This window comes from Nocardia sp. CY15, from assembly GCF_009829295.1.
GTDB classification, from domain to species: domain Bacteria; phylum Actinomycetota; class Actinomycetes; order Mycobacteriales; family Mycobacteriaceae; genus Nocardia; species Nocardia sputi.
Genome location: NZ_VUOT01000011.1, coordinates 13,681 through 40,111 on the forward strand (window position 1 = coordinate 13,681; position 26,431 = coordinate 40,111).

Below are 26,431 nucleotides of genomic sequence, written 5' to 3' on the forward strand. Positions count from 1 at the left end.
CACCTGCGCGGTGTCGATGTCCAGGTCGCTGCCGGAGGTGAGTACACACACCGGATCGGCCGTGCCGAGGATGTATTCGGTGCGCTCGGCCGGGTGATCCGGGTCCAGCGGCACATACGAGCCACCGGCCACGGCGACGGCGTACATACCGACCACCAGATCGATAGACCGCCGCATACCCAGCGCCACATACGATTCCGCGCCCACGCCGCGCGCGATCAGCCAGCGCGCCAGCTGGTTCACCCGCCAGGAGAACTCGGCGTAGGACAGACTTGTCCCCTCGAACGTGATGGCGGTCGCGTCGGGGGTGCGTTCGACCTGGTCGTAGAACATCGACACCAAGGTCGCGGGAGCCGAGCGACCCGACAACGCCGCGTCCACATCGAAATCGGTGTCGTTCCAGCCGCGCAATACGAGTTCCCGCTCGGCGCTGTCGAGCAGCTCGATGTCGCCGACCACCGCGTCGGGCGACGCGGTGATCGCGGTGAGCATCCGGATCAGGCGGTCGGCGATGCGGCGCACCGTCGTCTCGTCGAACAGGTCACGTAGGTAGCCCGCGCGCACCCGCAGCCGCGAATCCAGCTGCGCGATCAGCGTCAGCGGGTAGTGCGTGGCGTCGGCCGCGTCCAGGCCGATCACTGCCATGCCGTCGATGTCCGCGGCCTGCGCCTGCAAGCCCGCGGCGTCGACCGGGAAGGACTCGAACACCACCAGCGTGTCGAACAGTCCGCCGATGCCCGCGACCGCCTGGATGTCGGCCAGACCCACGTAGTGGTGGTCGAGCAGATCGGCCTGCTCGCCCTGGGTGCGCACCAGCAGGTCACGCACCGACTCCGACGGATCGAAGCGCACCCGCACCGGCACGGTGTTGATGAACAGGCCGACCATCGACTCCACGCCGGACAGCTGCGGGGGCCGCCCGGAGACGGTGGTGCCGAACAGCACGTCGTCGCGGCTGGTCATGCGGCCGACGAGCATGCCCCACGCGGTCTGCAGCACGGTGTTGGGGGTGACGCCGAGCGAGGCGGCCAGCGCGGTCAGACGCGCGGTGGTCGCTTCGTCCAGGTCGAAGAAGTACTCACCGGCCAGCGAGGTGATCTCGCGAGCGGCGTCCGGCCGCGCGAGCAGGGTCGGCTCGCCGACGCCGCGCAGCGCGTGCGCCCACGCCGCCAGCGACGCCGCGTGGTCCTGCTGCCGGGTCCACTCCAGGAAGTGCCGGTAGGAGCGCACCGCGGGCAGCGCGGAGGTGTCGGCGTGGGCGGCGTAGAGCACCAGCAGATCCCGCATGAGCAGCGGCATGGACCAGCCGTCGAGCAGGATGTGGTGGTTGGCCACCACGAACTGCCAGCGGTCGGGCGCGACTCGGATCAGGGTGAAGCGGATCAGCGGCGGCGCGGTCAGGTCGAACCGCTGCATGCGGTCGGCCTCGATCAGGTCATCCGCCGAACCCGACTCGGTTCGGTCGTGCTCGGCCCACGCCACCCGGACGCTGTCGAGCACGATCTGCACCGGGTTGCCGTCGATGTCGGTGACGAACGCGGTGCGCAGGTTCTCGTAGCGGCCCACCAATGCCTGTGCGGCCGCACGCAACCGGGCCGCGTCCACCCGGCCGGTGAGCGTCAGCACCGCCTGGGCGGTGTACACGTCCACCGAACTCGCGGCCAGTCGGGCGTGGAACAGCAGACCGGCTTGCAGCGCCGACAGCGGCCAGACGTCGGCCAGCGCCGGGAAGCGCCGCTCCCAGGCGTCGATGTCGCGCTGGGTGATCCCCCGCGCCACACCACCTCTGGGGCTGCGCATCAGCGCGAAGTCCGACGGGGTGTGCCCACCCGCGCCGGTCGAATTGGCGTGGCGGGCCACCGCTTCCAGCGCCGCGGTCCACAGCTCACCGAATTCGCGCACGTCGGCGGCGGACAGCAGCGTCGTCGGGTAGCCGATGTTCGCGGTCAACTTGTCGCCGACCACGATCGCGTTCACGTCCAGCGGCGCCATGGCGGGCATGTCGGCGTCGTAGGCGCCGCCCAGCGCGCCGAGTTCCGGCGCGGGGATCCAGCCGAAGCCGCGCAGCGACTCCGGCACGTCGCCTTCGGAGATGCGCCCGAGGTAGTTGAAGCTCACCTGGCCGGGCAGTTCGCGCGGCAGCTCGGCCGCGGTCTCGGCATTCAGGTAACGCAGCAGGCCGTAGCCGAGACCCTTGTCCGGCACGGAGAGCAACTGCTCCTTGACCGCCTTGACGGCCGCTCCGAGCGCGGGTCCGCCGGTGAACGCGGCGTCGATGTCGATGCCGGACAGGTCGAACCGGACCGGGTAGATCGAGGTGAACCAGCCGACGGTGCGCGACAGATCCGCACCCGGCACCACGTCTTCCTCGCGGCCGTGACCCTCCAGTCGGATCAGCAGCGAATCCTCGCCCCTGGCGGCCACCCGCCGCGCCCGCCACTTCGCGATGGCCAGCGCCAGCGCGGTGAGCAGGCCGTCGTTCACGCCGCCGTGGTACAGCGCCGGGACCGTGGTGAGCAGGGCCTTGGTGACTTCGGCGGACACCTCGACCTGAACCTTGGCGATGACGCCGGAGGTGTCGATCTCCGGATCCATCGGACGCTCGGTCAGCAGCGGATCGGCCGCGGCGACCACCGACCGCCAGTAGTCGAGCTCGGCCACCCGCTCGGGGCCGGCCGCCGCGCGCTCCAGCGCGTGCGCCCAGGCGCGCATCGAGGTGGCCGGGGCGACCAACTCGGGGGTCTGCCCCGCGATGCGCTGGCCCCAGGCCGTCACGAAGTCCGGCACCAGGATGCGCCAGGAGACGCCGTCCACCACCAGGTGGTGGGCGGCGACGATCAGGCGTCCGGCGCGCTCGGCGGAATCGGGTTCCAGCCAGACGAACCGGATGACCACGCCCGCCGCGGGATCGAGCCGGTCCAACGACTCGTCCAGTGCGGCCGAGGCGATCTCGACCAATTCGTCGGCGGTGGCGTTCGCGGCGAACTCGGTGCGGTCGATCAGCCCGTCCACATCCACCGTGCCCGGCGCGGCGGTCTCGACGATCCAATCGTCACCGTCCCGGCGCAGGCTCGCGCGCAGCATGTCGTGCCGGTCGATGACCGCCCCGACCGTCGCGGCGATGCCCTCCCGGTCGATGCCGACCGGCAGTTCCAGCGCCAGCGTCTGGTTGAAGCGGCCGAACGAGCCGCGCCGCTCGGCCATGAAGCGCACCACCGGCGTCAACGGCATGACGCCGATGCCGCCGCCCGGCGGCTCGGCCAGCGTCATGGCCGACGCCTCGGCCGCCTCGGTGGTTTCGGCGACGGCGGCCAAGCCGGCCACCGTGCGCTGCTCGAAGACGTGTCGCGGGGTGAACACCACGCCGCGCGCCTTGGCTCGCGACACCAACTGGATGGAGACGATGCTGTCGCCGCCGAGGGCGAAGAACGAGTCGTCCAAGCCGACTCGCTCCACGCCGAGTACTTCGGCGAAGACCTCGGCGACGATCTGCTCGACCGGGGTCGAGGGAGCACGGAACTCGCGTGCCTCGAATACCGGATCAGGCAACGCACGCCGATCCAACTTGCCGTTCGGGTTCAACGGCATAGCCTCGAGCACCACGATCGCCGCGGGCACCATGTAGGACGGCAGACGCGCGGCCAAGTGCGCACGCAGCGCCTCGACATCCACCGTCGCACCGCCCGCGGGAACCACGTAGCCGACCAGCTGGTCGCCCGTGCGCGCGTCGGAGCGCACCACCGCCACCGACTGCGCGACCGATTCGTGGGCGGTGAGCGCGGACTCGATCTCACCCAGCTCGATGCGCAAACCACGCAACTTCACCTGGAAATCGGTGCGGCCCAGGTATTCGATAGCACCAGTAGCGTCCCGGGCGACCAGGTCACCCGTGCGGTACATCCGCGCACCGGGCTCGCCGTACGGGTTGGCCACGAAACGATCCGCGGTCAGATCCGCGCGCCCGAAATAACCACGCGCCAGCTGATCACCCGCGAGATACAACTCACCCGCGACGTTCGCCGGCACCGGATGCAGGCGCGCGTCCAGCACGTAGGCCTGCGCATTCCACACCGGCAAACCGATCGGCACCGCACCATCCACCTGCTCGGCCACCCGGCCGTGCGTGGCATGCACAGTGAACTCCGTCGGACCGTACAAGTTGAACAGCGCGGCATCGCTCACCCGCCGGATAGCGACCACCGCATCAGCGGTCAACGCCTCACCGGCGACAAACAAAATCCGCAACGAAGCCAGCGCGTCCGCCTCCGCCGGGTCGATAGAACCCGCGAAAACCGTCAGCATCGACGGCACGAACGAGGTCATCGTCACCCGCTGCGCCGCGATCACCTCAGCCAGATACTGCGGGTCACGGTGCCCATCCGGGCTCGCCACCACGATCCGGCCCCCGGTGCTCAGCGGACCGAACAACTCCCACACCGACACATCGAAGGTGGCGGGCGTCTTGAACAACACGACGTCCTCGACACCGATGCCGTACTCGCCGGTAATCCAACGAATCTGGTTCACAACCGCCGCATGCGGCACCGCCACACCCTTCGGGCGGCCGGTAGAACCAGAAGTGAAGATCACATACGCCGGATGCTGCGGACGCAGCGGCGCGATCCGCTCGGCATCGGTGACCGGCGCGTCCGAGTAACCGGACAGGTCCAGCTCATCAATGCTCAGCGTGGCGCGGCCCGCCCCGTCGAACCCATCAGCCGCAGTGGTCAGCACGCAGACCGGGTCAGCCGAATCCAGCACATACTGCACACGGTCAGCGGGCTGATCCAGATCCAACGGCACATAACCGCCCCCCGCGACATGCACCGCATACGCCGCCACAACCAAATCCACCGACCGGCGCATACCCAAAGCCACCAACGACTCCGGGCCCACACCCGCCTCGATCAAACGACGCGCCAACCGCCGCACACGAGCAGCCAAATCCGCATACGTCAACGACACACCAGCGGCAGGATCCACCACCGCAACCACATCCGGCGTCGCCGCGGCCTGCGCAGCGAACAACTCGACCAACGTGGTCGCCGGGCCGAGATCGCGGGCGGTGTCATTCCAGCCACGCAACGCCTGCACGGTCTCGCCCTCATCCAGCAGCGCGATATCACCAACAGGACCATCCGGCTCCGCCACGACGGCCGCGAGCACGCGTTCCCAGCGGTCCACGATGCCCGCCGCGGTCGACTCGTCGAACAGGTCGGTGGCGTAGGTGAGCGTCAGAGCCATGGCGCCGGAACCTGCTTCACCACGCTCGGCGAGGGTGAACTGCAGGTCGAAGCGCGCGACGTTCTCGTCCAGGTCCAGCGCGGACACCGACAGGCCGGGCAGTTCCAGGGTGGTGCGCTCCAGGTTCTGGAATGCCAGCATCACCTGGAACAGCGGGTGGCGGGCCTGCGAGCGCTCCGGCGCGAGCAGTTCCACCAACCGCTCGAACGGCACGTCGGCGTTGCCGTAGGCGTCCAGGTCGGTGCGGCGCACCCGGTCGAGCAGATCGGCGAAGCGGTCACCAGCGTCCACTTCGGCCCGCAGCACCAGCGTGTTGACGAACATGCCGACCAGGTCGTCGAGCGCGGCCTCGCCGCGGCCCGCGATCGGGGTGCCGACCGCGACGTCGTCGCTGCCGGACAGGCGCGACAGCAGCACCGCCAGCGCGCCGTGCATCACCATGAACAGCGACGCACCGCGCTGCCGCGCGAGTTCCTCCAGTGCGGCGACCAGGTCGCCGGACAGCTCGCGATGCAGCGTCGCGCCACGGTAGGAGGCGACGGCCGGACGCGGGCGGTCGGTGGGCAGGGTCAGCTCGTCGGGAACGCCGTCGAGCGCGCGCCGCCAGTACGCGACCTGCTTCGCCAGCAGCGAGTCGGGATCGTCCTCGGAGCCGAGGATCTCGCGCTGCCACACCGCGAAGTCGGCGTACTGCACCGCCAGCGGCGCCCAGCCGGGAGCGCTGCCGGTGCTGCGCGCGGTGTAGGCGGCCATCACGTCGCGGGTCAGCGGGCTCATCGAGAAGCCGTCGGCCGCGATGTGGTGCACCACCACGACGAGCACGTGCTCCTCCGGCCCGGCCGTGTACAGCCGGGTGCGCAGCGGAACCTCTTCGGCCACATCGAATCCGGTGGTGACGAACTCGGTCACCGCCTCGACCAGCCGCGCCGGGTCCACCGCCACGGGATGCAGATCCAGGACGATGTCCTCGGCGGGCACGATCACCTGGACCGGGGTGCCGCCGTGCTCGGGGTAGCGGGTGCGCAGTGACTCGTGCCTGCGCACCACATCGGCCAGCGCCAACCGCAGCGCCTCGACGTCCAGCGCGCCGGTGAGCCGTATGGCAATCGGCACGTTGTAGGCCGCCGACGCGGTGTCGTACTTGTTCAGGAACCACATGCGCTGCTGCGCGAACGACAGCGGCACCAGCTCGTCGGCCGCGCGCTCACGCGCGACCAGGCGGGCGCGCGCCGCGCCGTCGGCGTGCGATTCCACCCGCGCGGCGAGCGCTTCCACGGTGGAGGCCTCGAACAGAGTGCGCACCGCGACGGTCGTACCGAGCGCGGCGCCGATGCGGGCGACCACCCTGGTCGCGACCAGCGAGTTGCCGCCGAGGTCGAAGAAGTCGTCGTCCACGCCGACCCGCTCCAGGCCGAGCACGTCGGCGAACACCGCTGCCACGGTTTCCTGCACGGGGGTCACCGGCGCGCGGAAGGCACGCGACTGCGCCGTCGGGGCGGGCAGCGCACGGCGGTCCAGCTTCCCGTTGACGGTCAACGGGATCCATTCCAGCCGCACCACGGCCGAAGGCACCATGTAGGCGGGCAGTTGCTCGGCGGCGCCGTCGCGGACCGCGTCGAGCGCCGGCTCGACGCCCGGCTCGGACACCACGTAGGCGACGATCCGCTGATCGCCGGGCTGGTCCTCGCGCACGATGACCGCGGCCTGGGCGATGCCGGGCTGGGCGAGGATCGCGGATTCGATCTCGCCGAGTTCGATGCGGAAGCCGCGCACCTTCACCTGGTCGTCGGCGCGGCCGAGGTATTCCAGCTCGCCGAAGCGGTTCCAGCGCGCGAGGTCACCGGAGCGATACAGGCGCCCGCCCGGCGCGTCGCCCATCGGATCGGCGACGAAGCGGGTGGCCGACAGATCGGGACGGCCGAGATAGCCACGAGCCAATTGCCGGCCCGCCACGTACATCTCCCCCGCGACGCCGACCGGCACCGGGCGCAGCCTGTTGTCGAGCACATACACCCGCAGACCGGCGATCGCGCGGCCGACCACGCTACCGGAGGCGGCGGCGATGGTCGCGGCGTCCAGGGCGCGGTAGGACACGTGCACCGTGGTCTCGGTGATGCCGTACATGTTGACCAGCAGCGGCCCGTCCCCGGACGTCGCGCCGGTGCCGTCGCCGTGGCGCGCCACCCAATCCGAGAGCCTGCGCAGCTCCAGCGCCTCACCGCCGAACACCACGTAGCGCAGCGCCAGCGGCGCGACATCGGGCGCGGCGTTCCGGTCGGCTTCGGCCAGTTGGTAGAACGCCGACGGGGTCTGGTTGAGCACCGTGACGCGTTCGGCACGCAGCAGTTCCAGGAACTGCTCCGGCGAGCGCGAGGTGTAGTAGTCGACCACGACGAGGGTGCCGCCGAACAGCAGCGGGCCCCACAGTTCCCACACCGAGAAGTCGAAGGCGTAGCTGTGGAACAACGTCCACACATCGTCGGGACCGAAACCGAAGTCGCGGTCGGTATTCGCGAACAACCGCACCACGTTGCGGTGCGCGACCGCGACGCCCTTCGGGCGGCCGGTCGAGCCGGAGGTGTAGATCACATACGCGACATTGTCCGGCGTGAGCGCGGCGTTGCGGTCGGCATCCGTAATCGGGGCGTCGTCGGCGTCCTCGACATTGCCGGCCTCCACCGCGAACCCGTCCAGCACGACAGCGGGCAGCCCAGCGGGCACCTCGACCTGCACCGTGGAGTCGAGCACCACACTCGTGGGCCGGGAATCGGCGAGCACGTAGGCGATGCGCTCAGCCGGATAGGTCGGGTCCACCGGCACATAACCCGCACCGGTCTTCACCACAGCCAGCAACGCGACGACGAGGTCCAGCGACCGCGGCAAAATCACCGCGACCAGCCTCTCCGGTCCCGCGCCGTCACTGATCAACCTGCGCGCCAGTACATTCGCGCGCCGATCCAACTCGGCATAGCTCAGCGTCTCCACGCCGAAGCGGGCCGCGACCCGGTTCGGGTGCGCGGCAACAGCCGCGTCGAACAACCCGACCAGCGTGATGTCCGGATCGGCGAACACACCCGCGACGCTCTCGGCCCCGGAGGACACCCAGCGCTGCGACACATCCAGCCGCTCGCCCTCGCCGAGCAGATCGATGTCGCCGATAGCAACCTGCGGATCGTCGACAACCTCGCACAGAACGCGCACAAAACGATCAGCGAACGCAGCCACCGTCTCCGAATCGAACAGCTCGGTCGCGTAGTTCCACGACAGCGCCAAGCCGCCCTCGGCGGACTCGCCGACGGTGAGCTGCACGTCGAACTTCGCGGTGCCCGGGTCGAATTCGACGGCGGCGACTTCGAGGCCGCCGGGCAGCGCGACCGTGCCGAGCTCGGCCGCCGAAGCGGCCTCGAAGGTCAGCGCGATCTGGAAGAGCGGGTGGTGCGCCTGCGAGCGGGCCGGGCTGAGCACATCGACCAGCCGCTCGAACGGCACGTCGGCGTTGGCGAAGGCGGCCAGATCGGTGCGGCGCACCTGGTCGAGCAGCTCACCGAAGGCGACGGCCGGATCGACTTCGCTGCGCAGCACCAGCGTGTTGACGAACATGCCGACGACATCGTCGAGCGCGCGTTCGCCACGGCCCGCGATCGGCGTGCCGATCGCGACATCGGTGCTGCCCGACAGTCGGCCCGCCCACACGGCCAGCGCTGCGTGCACGACCATGAACAGCGTCACGCCGCGGGCGCGCGCCAGCTCCGACAGCGCCTCGTGCAGTTGCGCGTCGACCGAGAAGTCGTACGTGCCACCGGCATTGGAGGCGATCTCGGGCCGGGGCCGGTCGGCGGGCAGCTCGGTCTGGTCGGGCAGGTCGCGCAGTTGCTCGGTCCAGTAGGCGATCTGCCGGGCCGCGACGGAGTCCGCGTCGTCCTCGGCGCCGAGCACGTCGCGCTGCCACAGCGCGTAGTCGGCGTACTGCACCTTCAGCGGGGCCCAGGACGGGACCTCGCCGCGTGCGCGCTCGGTGTAGGCCAGCACGACATCGCGCAGCAACGGCCGCAGTGAGAAGCCGTCGGCGCTGATGTGGTGCATGACCAGCACCGCCACGTGGTCGGTCGGCGACAGCGCGAGCAGGCTCGCCCGGAACGGGATCTCGGCGGTGACGTCGAACCCGACACCGACCAGCTCCAGGATCCGCGCGGGCAGCTCCTCGGCCGCGACGGATTCGGCGACCAGGTCGAAGGCGACCTCACCCACCGGCAGGACACGCTGGTAACCGGTGCCCTCCACCTCGGGGTAGATCGTGCGCAGCGCCTCGTGCCGCGCGAGCACGTCGCCGATGGCCGCGCCGAGCGCGGCGACGTCCAGCTCACCGGTCAGCCGCAGGGCCACCGGGATGTTGTTCACCGCGGTGCGGTTGTCGAACCGGTTGAGGAACCACATCCGTTGCTGGGCGAGCGAGAGCGGCACCAGCTCGGGACGCTCCTGCGCGACCAGGGGCGTCCGTCCGCCCTGTCCGGCGGCCGATTCCACCTTCGCCGCCAGCGCGACCACGGTGGACGCCTCGAACAGCGTGCGCACCGGGACCTGACTGTTCAGGGCCTCGCCCAGCCGTGCGGCCACCTGAGTGGCGACCAGCGAGTTACCGCCCAGCTCGAAGAAGTCGTCGTCCAGGCCGACCCGCTCCACACCGAGCACCTCGGCGAAGGTCTGGGCCACGATCTCCTGCACCGGCGTCGCGGGTGCGCGGAACACCTTGGCCTCGAAGACCGGCTCCGGCAGCGCCTTGCGGTCCAGCTTGCCGGAGGCGTTCAGCGGGAATTCGTCCAGCACCACGTAGGCGGCGGGCACCATGTACCCGGGCAGCCGCGTGCCGAGCTCGGCCTTGACCGCCTCGACGTCCACCACCCGGTCCGGGTCCGTCACCAGGTAGGCGACCAGCTGGTCCCCGGTCCGCTCGTCGGTGCGCACCACGACCACCGCCTGCGCCACCGATTCCAGCGCGGTCAGCGCCGACTCGATCTCACCCAGTTCGATGCGCAGACCGCGTACCTTGACCTGGAAGTCGGTGCGGCCCAGGTACTCCAGCTCACCGTCTTCGGTCCAGGCCACCAGGTCACCGGTGCGGTACATGCGCGCACCGTCACCGAACGGGCTGGCGACGAACCGCTCGGTGGTCAGGTCGGGCCGGGTGACATACCCGTAGGCCAGCTGCGCGCCGGCCAGATACAGCTCGCCGGGCACACCGACCGGAACCGGCCGCAGGCGCGAATCCAGCACGTACACCTGCGTGTTGAACACCGGGGCACCGATCGGCACGGTCACGGTGTCGGCGTCGTCGACCTCGTGGAAGGTCACCTCGACACCGGCCTCGGTGGGGCCGTACAGGTTGTGCAGGCGCGCGCCGGTGAGTTCGCGCATGCGCTGCGCGGTCACCGCGGGAAGGCCCTCACCGGAAGCGAAGACGTTACGCAGGCCGACACATTCGGCCGCGCGCGGTTCCACCACGAACAGCGACATCATCGACGGCACGAAGTGCGCCGTGGTGATCCGCTCCTCGATGATCAGCTGCGCCAGGTAGGCGGGGTCGCGGTGACCGTCCGGCTTGGCGATCACCAGCCGGGCGCCGACCTGCAAGGGCCAGAAGAACTCCCACACCGACACGTCGAATGTGGCCGGGGTCTTCTGCAGCACTACGTCGTCGACAGCCAGGCCGTACTGGGCATGGCCCCATACCAGGCGGTTGACGATGGCCGCGTGCGAAACCGCCACACCCTTCGGACGACCGGTCGATCCCGACGTGAAGATGACGTACGCGGTGTTGCCGGTGCGCAGCGGCCGGTGCCGGTCCGCGTCGGTGACCGGCTCGGCGGAGTATCCGGACAGATCCAGCTCATCGATGCGCACCTGGCGGGCCAGCGTGACGTCCAGGTCCGCGCCGGAGGTCAGCACGCAGACCGGTCGGGCGGTGTCCAGGATGTGCTCGATGCGCTCGGCCGGGTGATCCGGGTCGAGCGGCACGTAGGCGCCGCCCGCGACGGTCACCGCGTACATGCCGACCAGCAGGTCGAGCGAGCGGCGCATGCCCAGGGCCACATAGGATTCGGGGCCGACACCGTTCTGCTTGAGCCAGCGCGCCAGGCGGTGCACCCGACTCGCGAACTCGGCGTAGGACAGACTCGTCCCCTCGAAGGTGAGCGCGATCGCGTCCGGCGTGCGCGCCACCTGCGCCTCGAACAGCGAGACCAGCGTCGCGGCGGCGTCGCCGACCGGCGAGGTGAGTGCGGCCTCGACCGGGAATTCGGTGTCGTTCCACCGCTCGATCACCAGCGAGCGCTCGGCGTGGTCCAGCAGGTCGATGTCGCCGAGGACGACCGAAGGATCGGCGGCGACGCCGCGCAGCACACGCACGAAGCGCGCGGCGAACGCGTCCGCGAACGCGCCGTCGAACAGATCGGTGGCGTAGACGAGTTCGGCGTCCATCGCCGATGCGGCGCCGGGCACCTCGCTGAGGGTGAGTTGCAGGTCGAACTTCGCCGTCGGCTGGTCGATACCCAGTTCGGAGACGGTGAGGCCGGGCAGCTCCAGCGCGGTCCTGCCGAGGTTCTGGAACGACAGCATCACTTGGAACAGCGGATGGCGTGCCTGCGAGCGGGCCGGGTTGAGTACCTCGACCAGCCGCTCGAACGGGACGTCCGCATGCGCGAACGCCTGGAGGTCACGCTCGCGGACCTGGACGAGCAGGTCGGTGAACGACGTGGCGGTGTCCACCTGGGCACGCAGCACCAGGGTGTTGACGAACATGCCGACCAGATCATCGAGCGCCTGCTCACCGCGACCGGCGACCGGAATGCCGATGGCGATGTCGTCGGAGCCGCTCAACCGCGCCAACAGCGTGGCGAACGCGCTGTGCACCACCATGAACAGCGTGGTGCCGCTCGCGTGCGCGACCCGGTTCAGCTCGTCGATCAGCTCGCCCGGCACGCGGAAGCGGCGGGTGCCCGCCACGTAGGAGGCGACGGCGGGCCGCGGACGACCGGGCAGGCGCAGCTCGTCCGGCAGGCCGGCGAGCGCGCCGCGCCAGTAGTCGAGTTGCTCGGAGAGCAACGAGGTCGGATCGTCCTCCGAACCGAGCGTCTCCCGCTGCCACAGCGCGAAGTCCACGTACTGCACCGCCAGCGGCGGCCACCCCGGCTCGGACGCCGAGGTCCGCGCCATGTAGGCGGCCATGAGGTCACGCACCAACGGACGCATCGAGAAGCCGTCGGCCGCAATGTGGTGCACCACCACGACCAGGACGTGGTCGTCGGGAGCGAGCCGGTAGACGCGCATGCGCGTCGGCCGTTCGGTGGTCACGTCGAAGCCGCGTTCGACGAAGCCGTACAGCAACTCCAGCAACCGGCCCTCGGCCACCTCGACCACGTCCAGCTCAGGGATGGCCTTGGTCGCGGGCAGCACCCGCTGATAGGCGACACCTTCGCGTGACGGGTAGATGGTGCGCAGCGATTCGTGGCGCGCGATCACATCGGCGATCGCGCCGCGCAACGCGTCCACGTCCAAGGCGCCTTCCAACCGCACCGCGGCCGGGATGTTATAGGTCGCCGACGCCGCGCCCGGCGCGGCCGACCCGCTCCCGATGTCGAATCGGTTGAGGAACCATATGCGCTGCTGCGCCAGCGACAGCGGCGGATACTCGGGACGGACCTGTGCCGTGATCGCTTGGCGTGCACCGGTTCCCGCGTGCGACTCGACCCGCGCGGCCAACGCGCCGACGGTGGGCGCTTCGAACAGCGCGCGCACACCGATCTCGGTGTTCAGCGCAGCGCTGAGGCGGGCGGTCACCTGGGTGGCCACCAGCGAGTTGCCACCGAGCTCGAAGAAGTCGTCGTCCACGCCGACGCGCGGCACGCCGAGGAGCTCGGCGAAGACCTCCGCCACGATCTCCTCGATCGGGGTGGACGGGGCGCGGAACACTTTCGCCTCGAACACCGGCGCGGGCAGCGCCTTGCGATCGAGCTTGCCGGAGGCGTTCACCGGGAACGCGTCCAGCACGATCAGTGCGGCGGGGACCATGTAGCCCGGCAACACGGCGTCCAAGGCGGCCTTCACCTCGTCGGTGTCGACCGTCGTCTCCGGTTCCGCGACCAGGTAACCCACCAGTTGGTCACCCGCGTGCGCGTCGGAACGCAGTACCACCACCGATTGGGCGATACCCGGCTGCGCCAGCAGCGCGGCTTCGATCTCACCCAACTCGATACGCAGACCGCGCAGCTTCACCTGGAAGTCGGTGCGGCCCAAGTATTCCAGCTCGCCCTCGCCGGTCCAGGAGACGAGGTCGCCGGTGCGGTACATCCGGTCACCCGGCACGCCGTACGGATTGGCTACGAACCGATCCGCCGTCAGATCCGCACGGCCCAGATAGCCGAGCGCCAGCTGATCGCCCGCGAGATACAGCTCACCCGCGATACCCGGGGCCACCGGGTGCAGACGGCTGTCGAGCACGAAGACGCGGGTGTTCCACACCGGACGTCCGATCGGCACCGTCACCGTGTCCGCTTCCGTCGCTTCGTGATATGTCACGTCGACGGCGGCTTCGGTGGGTCCGTACAGGTTGTGCAGCCGGGCGCCGGTCAATTCACGCAGGCGTTGTGCCGTTTGCGCGGGCAGCGCCTCGCCGGAGGCGAAGACCTGCCGCAGCTGGGGCGCGGGCAGCCCGTCTCCGTTCCCGTTGCCGAGCGTCGAGACGAAGACCGAGAGCATCGACGGCACGAAATGCGCTGTGGTGATGTGCTTCTCGGTGATGATCTGGGACAGATACACCGGGTCGCGATGGCCGTCCGGGCGAGCGACGACCAGCCTGGCGCCGGTCTGCAACGGCCAGAAGAACTCCCACACCGACACGTCGAACGTGGCGGGCGTCTTCTGCAGCACCGCGTCCTGGGGACCGATGGGGTATTCGTGCTGCATCCACAGCAGCCGGTTGACGATCGCGGCGTGGCTGACCGCCACGCCCTTCGGGCGTCCGGTAGAACCGGACGTGAAGATGACGTACGCGATGTTCTCCGGCCGCAGCGGCTGGATGCGCTCCTCGTCGGTGATCGGCGCGCCGCCGGCCGCGGCGAAGCCGGGCAGCCCTTCGATGCCCTCCACGGAAAGCACCGTCACCTGCGGCTGCGGATCGAAGCCGAACCCGTCCGCGGAGCGGTACAGGATCATCCGCGGCCGCGCGGTCTCGATGATGTAGTTGACACGCTCGGCGGGCTGGTCCGGATCCAGCGGGACGTAGGCCGCGCCGGTCTGCACCACCGCGTACATCGCGACGACCAGTTCGGTCGAACGCCGGATCGCCAGCGCCACCAGCGATCCCGGGCCGACGCCCGCGCCGATCAATTGCCTTGCGATGCGGTTGGCCCGCTCGCTCAGCTCGCGGTAGGTCAGTCGCTCGTCTTCGAAGTCCAGCGCGATCGCGTCGGGGGTCGCCGCCACCTGCGCGTCGAACAGCGAGACCAGCGTCTCGGTGGGTACCGGGTGCGCGGTGTCGTTCCAGTCGATGAGCACCTGCGCCCGTTCGGTGGGCGCGATCAGGTCGATATCGCCGATCGGCAGGTTCGGATCGGCGGTCACCGCGGCGAGGACGCGATCGAGCCGCCTGGCGAACGCGGCGACGGTGGACTCGTCGAACAGATCCAGGGCGTAGGAGAACTCGGCCGACATACCCGCCGGGTCGCCCAGTTCGTCCTGGGTCTCCGAGAGGGTCAGCTGAAGGTCGAACTTGGCCAAGCCCGCGTCGTAATCGATGCCGTTGACCGAGAGACCCGGCAGCTCCAAGCTGGCCTGCCGAGTGTTCTGGAAGGTCAGCATCACCTGGAACAGCGGGTGACGCGCCTGCGAGCGGGCCGGGTTGAGCACCTCGACCAGCCGCTCGAACGGCACGTCGGCGTGCGCGAACGCGTGCAGGTCGGTCTCGCGGGCCCGGGCGAGCAGATCAGCGAAACTTGTCGCGCCGTCCACCTCGGTGCGCAACACCAGGGTGTTGACGAACATGCCGACCAGGTCGTCCAACGCTGCCTCACCGCGACCGGCAACCGGGGTACCGATCGCAATGTCGCTGATGCCGCTGGCTCGGGCCAGCAACACCGCCAGCGCGCTGTGCAGCACCATGAACAACGACGCGTTGTGCCTGCGACCCAGCTCGATCAGGGCATGCTGGGTCTCGCCGGCGATCACGAACGGGTAGGTTCCACCGCGGTAGGAGGCAACGGCGGGGCGCGGCCGGTCGGTCGGCAAGGTCAATTCGTCGGGTAGACCGGCCAGTTCGCGCGTCCAGTAGCGGATTTGCTTGGAAATCAGCGAACTCGGATCGTCTTCGGAACCTAGCACCTCGCGCTGCCACAGTGCGTAGTCAGCGTACTGCACTGGCAGCGCCGACCAGGCCGGCGCCTCCCACAATGTGCGGGCGGCGTAGGCCACCATGACGTCGCGGGCCAGTGGGCCCATCGACCAGCCGTCGGCCGAGATGTGGTGCACCACCATGCCGAGCACGTACTCGGTCTCGCTGATCTCGAACAGCCGGGCGTGCAGCGGCACTTCGCTGGTCACGTCGAACGCCATCGAGGCCAGCTCGACCAGGTGGTCGATCAGGTTGTGCTCGGTCACCGGCACCGGGGTCAGATCTGGCACGATCTGCGCGGCGTCCAGCACCACCTGAACTGGGCCGGTCTTGGTCTCCGGGAACACGGTCCGCAGCGACTCGTGCCGGTCGATCACGTCGATGACCGCGACCTGCAACGCGGCGATGTCCAGATCCCCGGACAGCCGGATCGCGATCGGAATATTGTTGACCGCCGATGAGGTGTCGAAGCGGTTGAGGAACCACATACGCTGCTGTGCCAGCGACAGCGGCACCTGCTCCGGACGCTGCCGCGCGATCAGTGCCTTCCTCGCGCCGTCACCGACATGCGACTCCACTCGCGCTGCCAGCGCCGCGACGGTGGAAGCCTCGAACAGCATCCGCACCGGCACCCTGGTGTCCAGCGCGATGCCGAGGCGGGAGGCGACCTGGGTAGCGATCAGCGAGTTGCCGCCGAGGTCGAAGAAGTCGTCGTCCACGCCCACCCGAGAGATGCTCAGCACCTCACCGAAGATCTGCGCGACGATCTCCTCGATCGGGGTGGTTGGAGCGCGGAATTCGCGCACCTCGAACACCGGGGCGGGCAGCGCTTTGCGGTCCAGCTTGCCGTGAACCGTCAGCGGGATTCGCTCTAGCGCGATCAGCACAGAGGGCACCATGTAGGCGGGCAACGAACCCGACAAGCTTTCACGCACCGCGTTGACATCCAGCAGCGTCCCGTCGGGCACGATGTACCCGACGATCCGATTGCCGAGCCGTTCGTCCGTGTACACGCTCACAACCGCGTCCGCGACCGACTTATGCGCAACCAGTGCGGCCTGGATCTCGCCGAGTTCGATGCGGAAGCCGCGCACCTTCACCTGGTCGTCGGCGCGGCCGAGGTATTCCAGCTCGCCGAAGCGGTTCCAGCGCGCGAGGTCACCGGAGCGATACAGGCGCCCGCCCGGCGCGTCGCCCATCGGATCGGCGACGAAGCGGGTGGCCGACAGATCGGGACGGCCGAGATAGCCACGAGCCAATTGCCGGCCCGCCACGTACATCTCCCCCGCGACGCCGACCGGCACCGGGCGCAGCCTGTTGTCGAGCACATACACCCGCAGACCGGCGATCGCGCGGCCGACCACGCTACCGGAGGCGGCGGCGATGGTCGCGGCGTCCAGGGCGCGGTAGGACACGTGCACCGTGGTCTCGGTGATGCCGTACATGTTGACCAGCAGCGGCCCGTCCCCGGACGTCGCGCCGGTGCCGTCGCCGTGGCGCGCCACCCAATCCGAGAGCCTGCGCAGCTCCAGCGCCTCACCGCCGAACACCACGTAGCGCAGCGCCAGCGGCGCGACATCGGGCGCGGCGTTCCGGTCGGCTTCGGCCAGTTGGTAGAACGCCGACGGGGTCTGGTTGAGCACCGTGACGCGTTCGGCACGCAGCAGTTCCAGGAACTGCTCCGGCGAGCGCGAGGTGTAGTAGTCGACCACGACGAGGGTGCCGCCGAACAGCAGCGGGCCCCACAGTTCCCACACCGAGAAGTCGAAGGCGTAGCTGTGGAACAACGTCCACACATCGTCGGGACCGAAACCGAAGTCGCGGTCGGTATTCGCGAACAACCGCACCACGTTGCGGTGCGCGACCGCGACGCCCTTCGGGCGGCCGGTCGAGCCGGAGGTGTAGATCACATACGCGACATTGTCCGGCGTGAGCGCGGCGTTGCGGTCGGCATCCGTAATCGGGGCGTCGTCGGCGTCCTCGACATTGCCGGCCTCCACCGCGAACCCGTCCAGCACGACAGCGGGCAGCCCAGCGGGCACCTCGACCTGCACCGTGGAGTCGAGCACCACACTCGTGGGCCGGGAATCGGCGAGCACGTAGGCGATGCGCTCAGCCGGATAGGTCGGGTCCACCGGCACATAACCCGCACCGGTCTTCACCACAGCCAGCAACGCGACGACGAGGTCCAGCGACCGCGGCAAAATCACCGCGACCAGCCTCTCCGGTCCCGCGCCGTCACTGATCAACCTGCGCGCCAGTACATTCGCGCGCCGATCCAACTCGGCATAGCTCAGCGTCTCCACGCCGAAGCGGGCCGCGACCCGGTTCGGGTGCGCGGCAACAGCCGCGTCGAACAACCCGACCAGCGTGATGTCCGGATCGGCGAACACACCCGCGACGCTCTCGGCCCCGGAGGACACCCAGCGCTGCGACACATCCAGCCGCTCGCCCTCGCCGAGCAGATCGATGTCGCCGATAGCAACCTGCGGATCGTCGACAACCTCGCACAGAACGCGCACAAAACGATCAGCGAACGCAGCCACCGTCTCCGAATCGAACAGCTCGGTCGCGTAGGAGACGACCGCGCCCATGCCCGCGGGCTCGCCGTTCGCGCCACGCTCCTCGGTGACCGTCCACTGCAGGTCGAACTTGGCGATGTCGACCTCGAGCTCGTCGGCGGTGACCGACAGCCCGGGCAGTTCCAGGGTCGCGTGCGACATCTCTTGGAACGACAGCATCACCTGGAACAACGGGTGACGCGCCTGCGAGCGGGTCGGATTGAGCACGTCCACCAGCCGCTCGAACGGCACGTCGGCGAACGCGAACGCGGCCAGATCGGCTTCTCTGGTGCGGTCGAGGAACTCGGCGAACGGCTCGCTGCCGTCCACCTCCGAACGCAGCACGAGAGTGTTGACGAACATGCCGATCAGGTCGTCGAGCGCCTGCTCGCCACGTCCGGCGACGGGGGTACCGATCGCGATGTCGCTGGTGCCGGACAGCCTGGCCAGCAGGACGGCCAGCGAGGCGTGCACGACCATGAACAGGCTGACGCCTCGAGCGCGGGCCAGCGCGGCCAGCCGCCGGTGCAGCTCGGCGTCGATATCGAAGCTCACCCGGCTGCCGTGGAAACTCTGCACCGGCGGGCGCGGACGGTCCGCCGGCAGGTCGAGCTGATCCGGCAGGCCGGCCAGCGCCCTGCGCCAGTAGGCGATCTCGCGCGCCGCCATGGACGCGGGATCGGCCTCCGCGCCGAGCAATTCGCGCTGCCAGACGCTGTAGTCCTGGTACTGCACCGGCAGCGGCGCCCAGCGGGGGGCCTCGCCCGCGGCGCGGGACAGGTAGGCGGCCGAGACGTCGCGCGCCAGCGGGCCGAAGGAGAAGCCGTCGGCCGCGATGTGATGCACGACGAACGCCACCGCGTAGTCGGCGACGCCGTTGCTACTCCCGCCGGTGACCGCGAACACCCGCACGCGAATCGGCAGCTCACGCGAAACATCGAAACCGCGCGAGGCGAATTCAGCGAGCGCGCCGTGCAATTCGGCCTCATCGATGGGCTGCACCGCGATGCCGAGGTCGACCTGGTCGACCGGCAGCACCTGCTGGTAGCCTCCGCCGTCGCCGGATTCGGGGAAGATCGTGCGCAGCGACTGCTGCCGCTGCACCACGTCCAGCAGCGCCGACTGCAACGCCTCCAGGTCCACCTGGCCGCGCAACCGCACCACGAACGGCAGGTTGTAGGTCGGCACGGTCGGGTCGAACTGGTTGATGAACCACATGCGCTGCTGCGCCGGCGACAACGGCACCCGTTCCGGGAGCTGCTGGGCCACCAGCGGCGGACGCGCTTCCCCGACAGGTACGGCGTTCTCCGCGCGCGCCGCGATACCGGCGACGGTCGGGGTCTCGAACAACGCGCGCACCCCGATCTTGGTGCCGAAGGCCGCGCCGATGCGTGCCACCACCTGGGTGGCGACCAACGAGTTCCCGCCCAGGTCGAAGAAGTTGTCGTCGATGCCGACGCGATCCTGACCGAGCACGTCGGCGAAGATCCCCGCCACGATCTGCTCGGCCTGGGTACGCGGCGCACGGAAGCCGCCCGCGTCGGCGGTGAACACCGGCTCGGGCAGGGCCTTGCGGTCCAGCTTGCCGCTGGTGTTGAGCGGGAAGGCGTCCAGCACCATGATCGAGGCGGGCACCATGTAGCTGGGCAGCTTCTCGGCGGCGAACCTGGTCAGCTCCACCGGGTCCACGGTGTGGCCGGGAGCCGGGACGACGTAGGCCACCAGCTGCTGACCGGTCGCCGTGTCGACGACCAGCACCACGGCTTGGCTGACCGCGGGATGGGCGAGCAGATCGGTCTCGATCTCCCCCAGCTCGATGCGCTGGCCGCGGAACTTGACCTGGAAGTCGGTGCGGCCGATGTATTCCAGCGTGCCCGCTTCGTTCCACCGCACCAGGTCGCCGGTGCGGTACATCCGCTCGCCGTCGCTCGACAGCGGGTTGGCGACGAAGCGGTCCGACGTCAGGTCGGGACGGCCTCGGTAGCCGCGGGCGAGCTGGCGTCCGCCGAGGTACAGCTCGCCGGGCGCGCCGATCGCGGCCGGACGCAGCCGCGAATCCAGCACGTAGACCTGAACGTTCCACTCCGGGATGCCGATCGGCACGGTCACCGTGTCGGCGGCCGTGGCCTCCCAGTAGGTCACCGAAACGGCGGCCTCGGTGGGGCCGTACAGGTTGTGCAGCCCGGCGTCGGTGATCGCGCGGAAGCCCGCGGCGGTCTCCGGCGGCAACGCCTCGCCGATCACGAAGACCGCGCGCAGCGTGGCGCATTGGGCCTGCGTGGCGTGCGCGACGAATACCGTGAGCATGGACGGGACGAAGTCGGTCACGGTGACCCCGTGCCGGGAGATCATCTCCGCCACGTACAGCGGGTCGCGGTGCCCGTCCGGCGACGCGATGACCAGTTTCGCGCCCACCAGCAGCGGCAGGAAGTAGCCCCACAGCGACACGTCGAACGTGGTCGCGGTCTTCTGCAGGTACACGTCCGCCGCGGTCAGCCGGTACTCGTCGAGCATCCACAGCTGCTGGTTGACGATCGCGCGGTGGGTGACCGCCACGCCCTTCGGGCGGCCGGTCGATCCCGAGGTGTAGATGACGTAGGCGGTGTTGTCCGGGCGCAGCGGCGCCAGGCGGTCGGCGTCGGTGACCGGGGCGGGCGAGTACGCCGAGGTGTCCAGGGTGTCGATCTCCACCCGGCGCACCGACTCCGGCAGCTCCAACTCGTCGGCCGACAGCGTCAGCACGCACACCGGCGCGGCGCTGTCGAGGATGTAGGCGGTGCGCTCGGCCGGGTGATCCGGATCGATCGGCACGTAGGCGCCACCGGCTTTCAGCACCGCGTGCATGCCGATCACCAGCTCCAGTGAGCGGCGCATGCCCAGCGCGACCAGCGATTCCGGGCCGACGCCGTCGGCGATCAGGAAACGGGCCAGCCGGTTGACCCGCTCGTCGAACTCCGCGTAGGTCAGCGTCGCGCCCTCGAAGTCGAGCGCGATGTTGTCCGGGGTCAGCGGCATCTGCGCGTCCAGCAGCGCCGCGAGCGTGGTATCCGGGACGTCCTGCTCGGAGTCGTTCCACTCCAGCAGCGTGCGGTCGCGTTCGTCGGCGGTGGCGACCGGCAGGTCCCACACCGTGTCGTCCACGCCTGCGGCGAGGAAGCGGTCGAAGAACTCGAGGAAGCGGCTGTGGTGGCGGCGCGCCTCGGCCTCGGTGTAGAGGTTGGGGTTGGTCTCGAAGTCGATGTGCGAGCGGGTGCCCGCGACCGACTGGTAGAAGTTGACGCCCAGGTCCTCGATGCTGCCGGTGGACAGCACACTGAGCCGGCCGACCATCGGGCCCATCACAAGCTCGTTGTGGAACAGCATGATATTGACCCACGGTCCGAAGAACTCCGTGGTCACCACACCGTCACCGGCCGCGTCACGGCGGATGTCCTCGTGCCGGTAGCGCTGGTGGCGCAGTGCGCCGGAGACCTCGACCTGCACCTGCTTGAGCAGCTCGGACACTGTCGTGCCGTGGCCCACGTGCAGCCGCAGCGGCACGATGTTCGACGAGACGCCGCCTGAGCGGCGCATGGCAGCGGTGGTGCGCGCGGTCACCGGCAGGCTGAGGATGACGTCCTCGACGCCGTTCCACTGCGCCAAGTACGCGGCGAAGCCCGCGAGCAACAGACCGGCGGGCGAGGAATCGTACCGTGCGACGGCCGCATCCAGCTGGACGTTCTGCTCGTCCGACAGGGCGGCGCTCACGACGCCGTTGATCGCGGCAGGCGGCGCGGAACGGCCCGTAAGGCTGGTGCCTCCCTCCAGCCCTTTCACACGTTGCGCCCAGTACTCCTTGTCGGTGACGAAGCGGGAGCTTTCGCGGTAGGCGATCTCCTGCTCGTAGAGCGTGCGCAGGTCGGTCGCTTTGGATGGAGCGGGTTCGGTGGCGTTGACATAGGCCGTGTACAGCTCGGCGATCCGGTTCACGTATGTCATCGAGCCGAAGCCGTCGATCGCGATGTGATGCGCCCGCGAATACCAGTACCAGCGGTCGTCGGCCAGGCGCAGCGCGGCGGTCTTGATCAGACGGTCGGCGGTCAGGTCCAGCGGATGGCTGTACTCCGCGCGCATCCATGCCAGCGCAGCCGCGTCCGGATCACCGGCGCCACGGAGGTCGACATACTCGAGCTGACGGGCCTCGGCGATGCTGCTGTCGACGAACTGCAATGGTTCACCATCGCGCTCGGTGATGCGCAAGAAGAGCGAACCCAGTTCGTGTGAGGCCTGGATGATCGCGCGTTCGAGACTATCCAGATCCAGGTCGCCGTGCAGGTCGACGTACTGCGCGATTGTGACCGGCACCTGCGGGTCGACATGCTGCGCGTACCAGATACCCCGCTGAGCGGGAGACAACGGGAAAGCGCCGGACAACCCGGGTTCTACCCCGGAACCCGCGTGTGCCCGTTCGCCACCAGTTTCGCCGTTTCCGCCGAAATCCAGCCGGTCCAACCGTAACCTCGCTTCCGGAACACCACGCAAGCGCTCCCCGACCACACCCGGAGGGGACGCGCACCTTTCCAAGCGTGGCGCCTGCGTCTCCGGGCTGAGTTCTCACATCAAATCAGGCAAAAAATGTTCATTTGAACTATCTGTCCAGCATGCCGACTTTGTTACATGGGCCCGACCGTGCCCAGAACCCACCGACCGGCTCCGCCGGGACGTTCTTTGCGAATCACCGGATCAATCTACCGTCGCCTCCGGCACCCAACCAACCATCGGTCATAGCCATCAAGCATCACCACAGGCAGTAGCGTTGCGGCGAGTTCGCCACGAGATGTTGCGGTTCTCACACACGTCACTCCTGCGCCATTGGCGACAATTTCGCGCCGAGACGGCGGCCGCCTATTGCCCCCGCCGTCGGCGAAGCCGCGCCACTGTCATTCACGCTGCGCACCTGCGGGGCCGCGAACCCGCGACGGGTCGTAGAGGTGGGATTGCGCGCACGACACCGCGGGCGTGAGCGCGCGGCCCACGAGGATCACCGCCGCCTGCCGCAGTCCGGCGGCTTCGACCCGGTCGGCGATGTCGGCCAGGGTGCCGCGCAGAACCAGTTGCTCGGGTTGGCTGGCGCGGTAGACGACGGCGACCGGGCAATCCGGGCCGTAGTCGGCGGCCAGTTCGACGGCCAGGGCGCGCACGCGAGTGATGGCCAGGTGCAGAGCGAGGGTGGCTCCGGTGGCGGCGAAGTTCGCCAGCGCTTCGGACTCGGGCATAGCGGTGGAGCGGGCCTGGGTGCGGGTCAGCACGACCGACTGCACCAACTCCGGCACCGTCAGCTCCGTGCCGAGGACCGCCGCCGCGGCGGCGTAAGCGGGCACGCCCGGCGTGACGTCCCACGGCACACCGTGCGCGTCGAGCCTGCGGGTCTGCTCGGTCAGCGCCGAGTACAGCGACGGGTCACCCGAGCACAGGCGAGCCACGTCCTTGCCTTCCGCGGTGGCGCGCACCAGATGATCGGTGATCTGTTCGAGGTCCAGGTGCTGGGTATCGATCAGCTCGGCGTCCGGCGCGCAATGGGCGAGTACGTCGCGATCCAGGTAGGTCCCGGCGTACAGGCATACCGGCGACGCGCGGAGCAACTCGACCGCGCGCACCGTCAACAGATCGGCCGCGCCCGGCCCGGCCCCGATGAAGTGCACGGTCATGCGCGCGAGTGTATTGACCGCCGAAACCGATCGGCCGACCGAGCGGCGCACGAGCCCGCCGCACGATTCGCGGTGGTGCGGACCCGGCGCTCAGGCAGTGGCGTCGAAGTGGGCGATCACCTTGTCGGGGCGGAGGCGGACCACCAGTTCGCCGGGGACGCCGTTGCGCTTGCCGAATTCCTCGGCGCGGTCCGCGCCCATATAACGCCCGCCGATCGCAGTGGCTGTGCGCAGGAGTTCGCCGGGGTCTTCCGAGAGCGTCACCGACCCCTGCAACTGGACCGACGCGTAGGGCGGTTCCTCCAGGTCGACGCAGATCGCGATGCGCCCGTCGCGGGCGAACGCCTTGCCCTTCGCGGTCGACTTGCCGGTGTTGAAGACCAGCTCGTCCCCCTTGAGAATGAACCAAACCGGACTCACCACCGGCCTGCCGTCGGCGGCGACGAACGCCACCTTGCCGGTTCGAGTGCCGTGGGTGAGGAACTCGCGGACTTCGGGATCCGAAAGAGAGGCCATCCGCTCACCCTAGGTCGCGATCGGCCACAGATCACGCGGCGAATCGCCGAGACGACGACCGGCCGGACAGCGTCGTGCTCGACCAGGGCTCCGATTCCGAACACAGCAGCGGCTCGATCCCTGCCCGGAGCACGAGGCCCACGACCATCGACAGATGGTTGCCCATTTCATATGCGTGTGCATATCATCTGCAAATGCGTATTAATTCTACAGATCGAGGATCCTCCGACCAGCCCGGCACGGCAGGCGAACAACCGTTCTCCGAGGGCACCGTGCTCATGCCCTGGCAAGCCGGGCCGCGCCACGACATCGCGGGTCCGGTATTCATCAGCGTGACCGACTTCCTCGCCGTGACCGAAGAAGACGTTCAGGAGATCTACAAGACGGGGATGCGGCTGGGCCGGAATTGGCCCGTGATGCACGGCGCGGTCGGCCTGTGGCTATGGGGTCGGCCATCGGAGTCGCGCGGCGGCTCGATTTCGGTGTGGTCGACCGAGCAGGACATGCGGCGGTTCGTGCGATGGCCGGTGCACACCGACATCATGCGGAAGTGGCGCGGCCGAGTCCGAATTGCCACCGACTCGTGGCGGGCCGCCCGGTTCGACGCTCACGAAGTGTGGACACGGGCGCGGAACACGATCGACCAGCGCCCGCACCCACAGGCCGGATGACCTGGTGGATCAAGGTGGCAGCACCCTGGCATCGGGCGGGATCATCCCGAGCTCCCGGATTTTCTCCAGCCGTGCCACCGCGCCGTTGATGGCGTTGTCATGGAGACCGGCGTCGCCGAGCGCCGATCGAAAGCGGTCCATGTCCACTCCTCGGACCCCACGCAGCACATCATCCTCGAGGCGCTGACCTTTCTGCGCCGTCACGAAGTCGGAATCGATATTGATCTCGAGCGGTCGAGTCGAGAGGGGGAACGACCGACCGTGATCTATGGCGACCACCTCGAGCTGCCCGTCGCGTTCGACGGTGCGATAGTTGCCGGGATGGCGATCGAGCGCACCGATCACGTAATCGAGTACCGCGACCTGCTGTTGCTGGGCTCTCGGGTACTCCGCCACCGTCCGCGCAGGGCCGGACTCGACGAACCGCTGGATCATGCCGGGCCCGGACGCTCTGCCGTCGGGTCCGATCACACCGTCCGTCCGGGCTGTCGTCGGCACCCTGCCGAAGCCGAGTAATTCATCGACCCGATAGGCCGCGATCTCCCGGCTCGTCAGCGCCCCGGGGGCGTGGACGAAAGGCAACCCCGGGTCGTATTCCTCACCATGGATAGGCTTGTAGATGTTCAATTCACCGTCGTCGGAACGCATCTTCCGCACCGTGGTGGAGCTTCTCGCCACGGCTTCCCGCATGTCGCCCTCGAACTCGACATCATCGATCAGGCGGCGCGCCCGCATAGCGGATTCGGCGGCACTGGCCTGGTAATTCCACGTTCGCTCCCGGGAAGCCTGCGCCGGATGCGGCTGTGTCCGGGTGCGCGCTTCTTCCAGCAGATGCGACCCGCGCTCGTCGGCATCCCGCAACGCGCGAGCGCCGCTGTCGAGCGTGCTACTGGTGCGCCGGTAGGTGCCTGCGGCCGTCCGCGTCCCGAGATCGAGGGTTTTGGTCAAGCGCCGGGTGATGTTGCGAAGAAGTGGGGTGACAGCATCTCTCACCGAGAGGGCGGCGCCGAAGCGCCATCCGAGCCCGATGCCGGGCCCGCCGACCAAGGGGTGCGGACGGCGGGCCGCTTCGGCTCGTCCGGGCTTTCATCGACGACGCGGTAATAGCTCATCGCGCGCCACTGGAGCAGCGCACGGAGGAAAGGGGCGCCTTCGTCCGGCATGATTCGCGCGGGCGGGTCGAAAACCTCGATACCGCGCTCGTACAGCCTTTCCGCCATCAGGCATCCGTCGCGATCGGTCACGGTGAGCGTCACGCTACCGCCGGGATCCAACCTGAATTCGGCCACTCGGCGCGCTTGCGAATAACCGACGTCGTAGATCACGACCGAAGTCGGCGTGCACTCAGCCATGAACCCTCACCTCACCTGC

Annotated in this window: 6 protein-coding genes (1 of these 6 cut by a window edge); 1 reads left to right on the forward strand and 5 read right to left on the reverse strand. The window is 69.1% G+C overall.

Going from position 1 to position 26,431, the window contains the following annotated elements; translation table 11 throughout:
* The 3 genes from GVY39_RS15260 to GVY39_RS15270 all read right to left on the reverse strand — a co-directional run.
* On the reverse strand, nt 1-22,677 hold part of the coding region annotated (locus GVY39_RS15260) for a non-ribosomal peptide synthase/polyketide synthase (RefSeq protein ID WP_159989320.1) (this coding region is incomplete at its 3' end). The annotated region extends 13,680 nt beyond the left edge of the window; 22,677 of 36,357 annotated nt are visible.
* Nucleotides 22,678-23,105: 428 nt separating this feature from the next.
* Complete coding sequence (gene cobM / locus GVY39_RS15265) at nt 23,106-23,873, reverse strand: precorrin-4 C(11)-methyltransferase (RefSeq protein ID WP_159924858.1); 768 nt, start codon at nt 23,871-23,873, stop codon at nt 23,106-23,108.
* A 90-nt stretch (nt 23,874-23,963) separates the two neighbouring features.
* Nucleotides 23,964-24,389, reverse strand: a complete 426-nt coding sequence (locus GVY39_RS15270; protein ID WP_159924860.1) for a PPOX class F420-dependent oxidoreductase — start codon at nt 24,387-24,389, stop codon at nt 23,964-23,966.
* A 194-nt stretch (nt 24,390-24,583) separates the two neighbouring features.
* Here GVY39_RS15270 and GVY39_RS15275 point away from each other — a divergent pair, with 194 nt between their 5' ends.
* A complete protein-coding gene (locus GVY39_RS15275) occupies nt 24,584-25,060 on the forward strand; it encodes a hypothetical protein (RefSeq protein WP_159924862.1) in 477 nt (158 codons plus the stop codon).
* 9 nt (nt 25,061-25,069) lie between these two features.
* On the opposite strand, the gene GVY39_RS15280 is transcribed toward GVY39_RS15275, so the two are convergent.
* Nucleotides 25,070-26,008, reverse strand: a complete 939-nt coding sequence (locus tag GVY39_RS15280; protein ID WP_159924864.1) for a hypothetical protein — start codon at nt 26,006-26,008, stop codon at nt 25,070-25,072.
* A gap of 41 nt (nt 26,009-26,049) precedes the next feature.
* On the reverse strand, nt 26,050-26,412 hold the full coding sequence (locus tag GVY39_RS15285) for a hypothetical protein (RefSeq protein WP_159924866.1): 363 nt from the start codon (nt 26,410-26,412) through the stop codon (nt 26,050-26,052).
* Nucleotides 26,413-26,431: the final 19 nt, after the last annotated feature.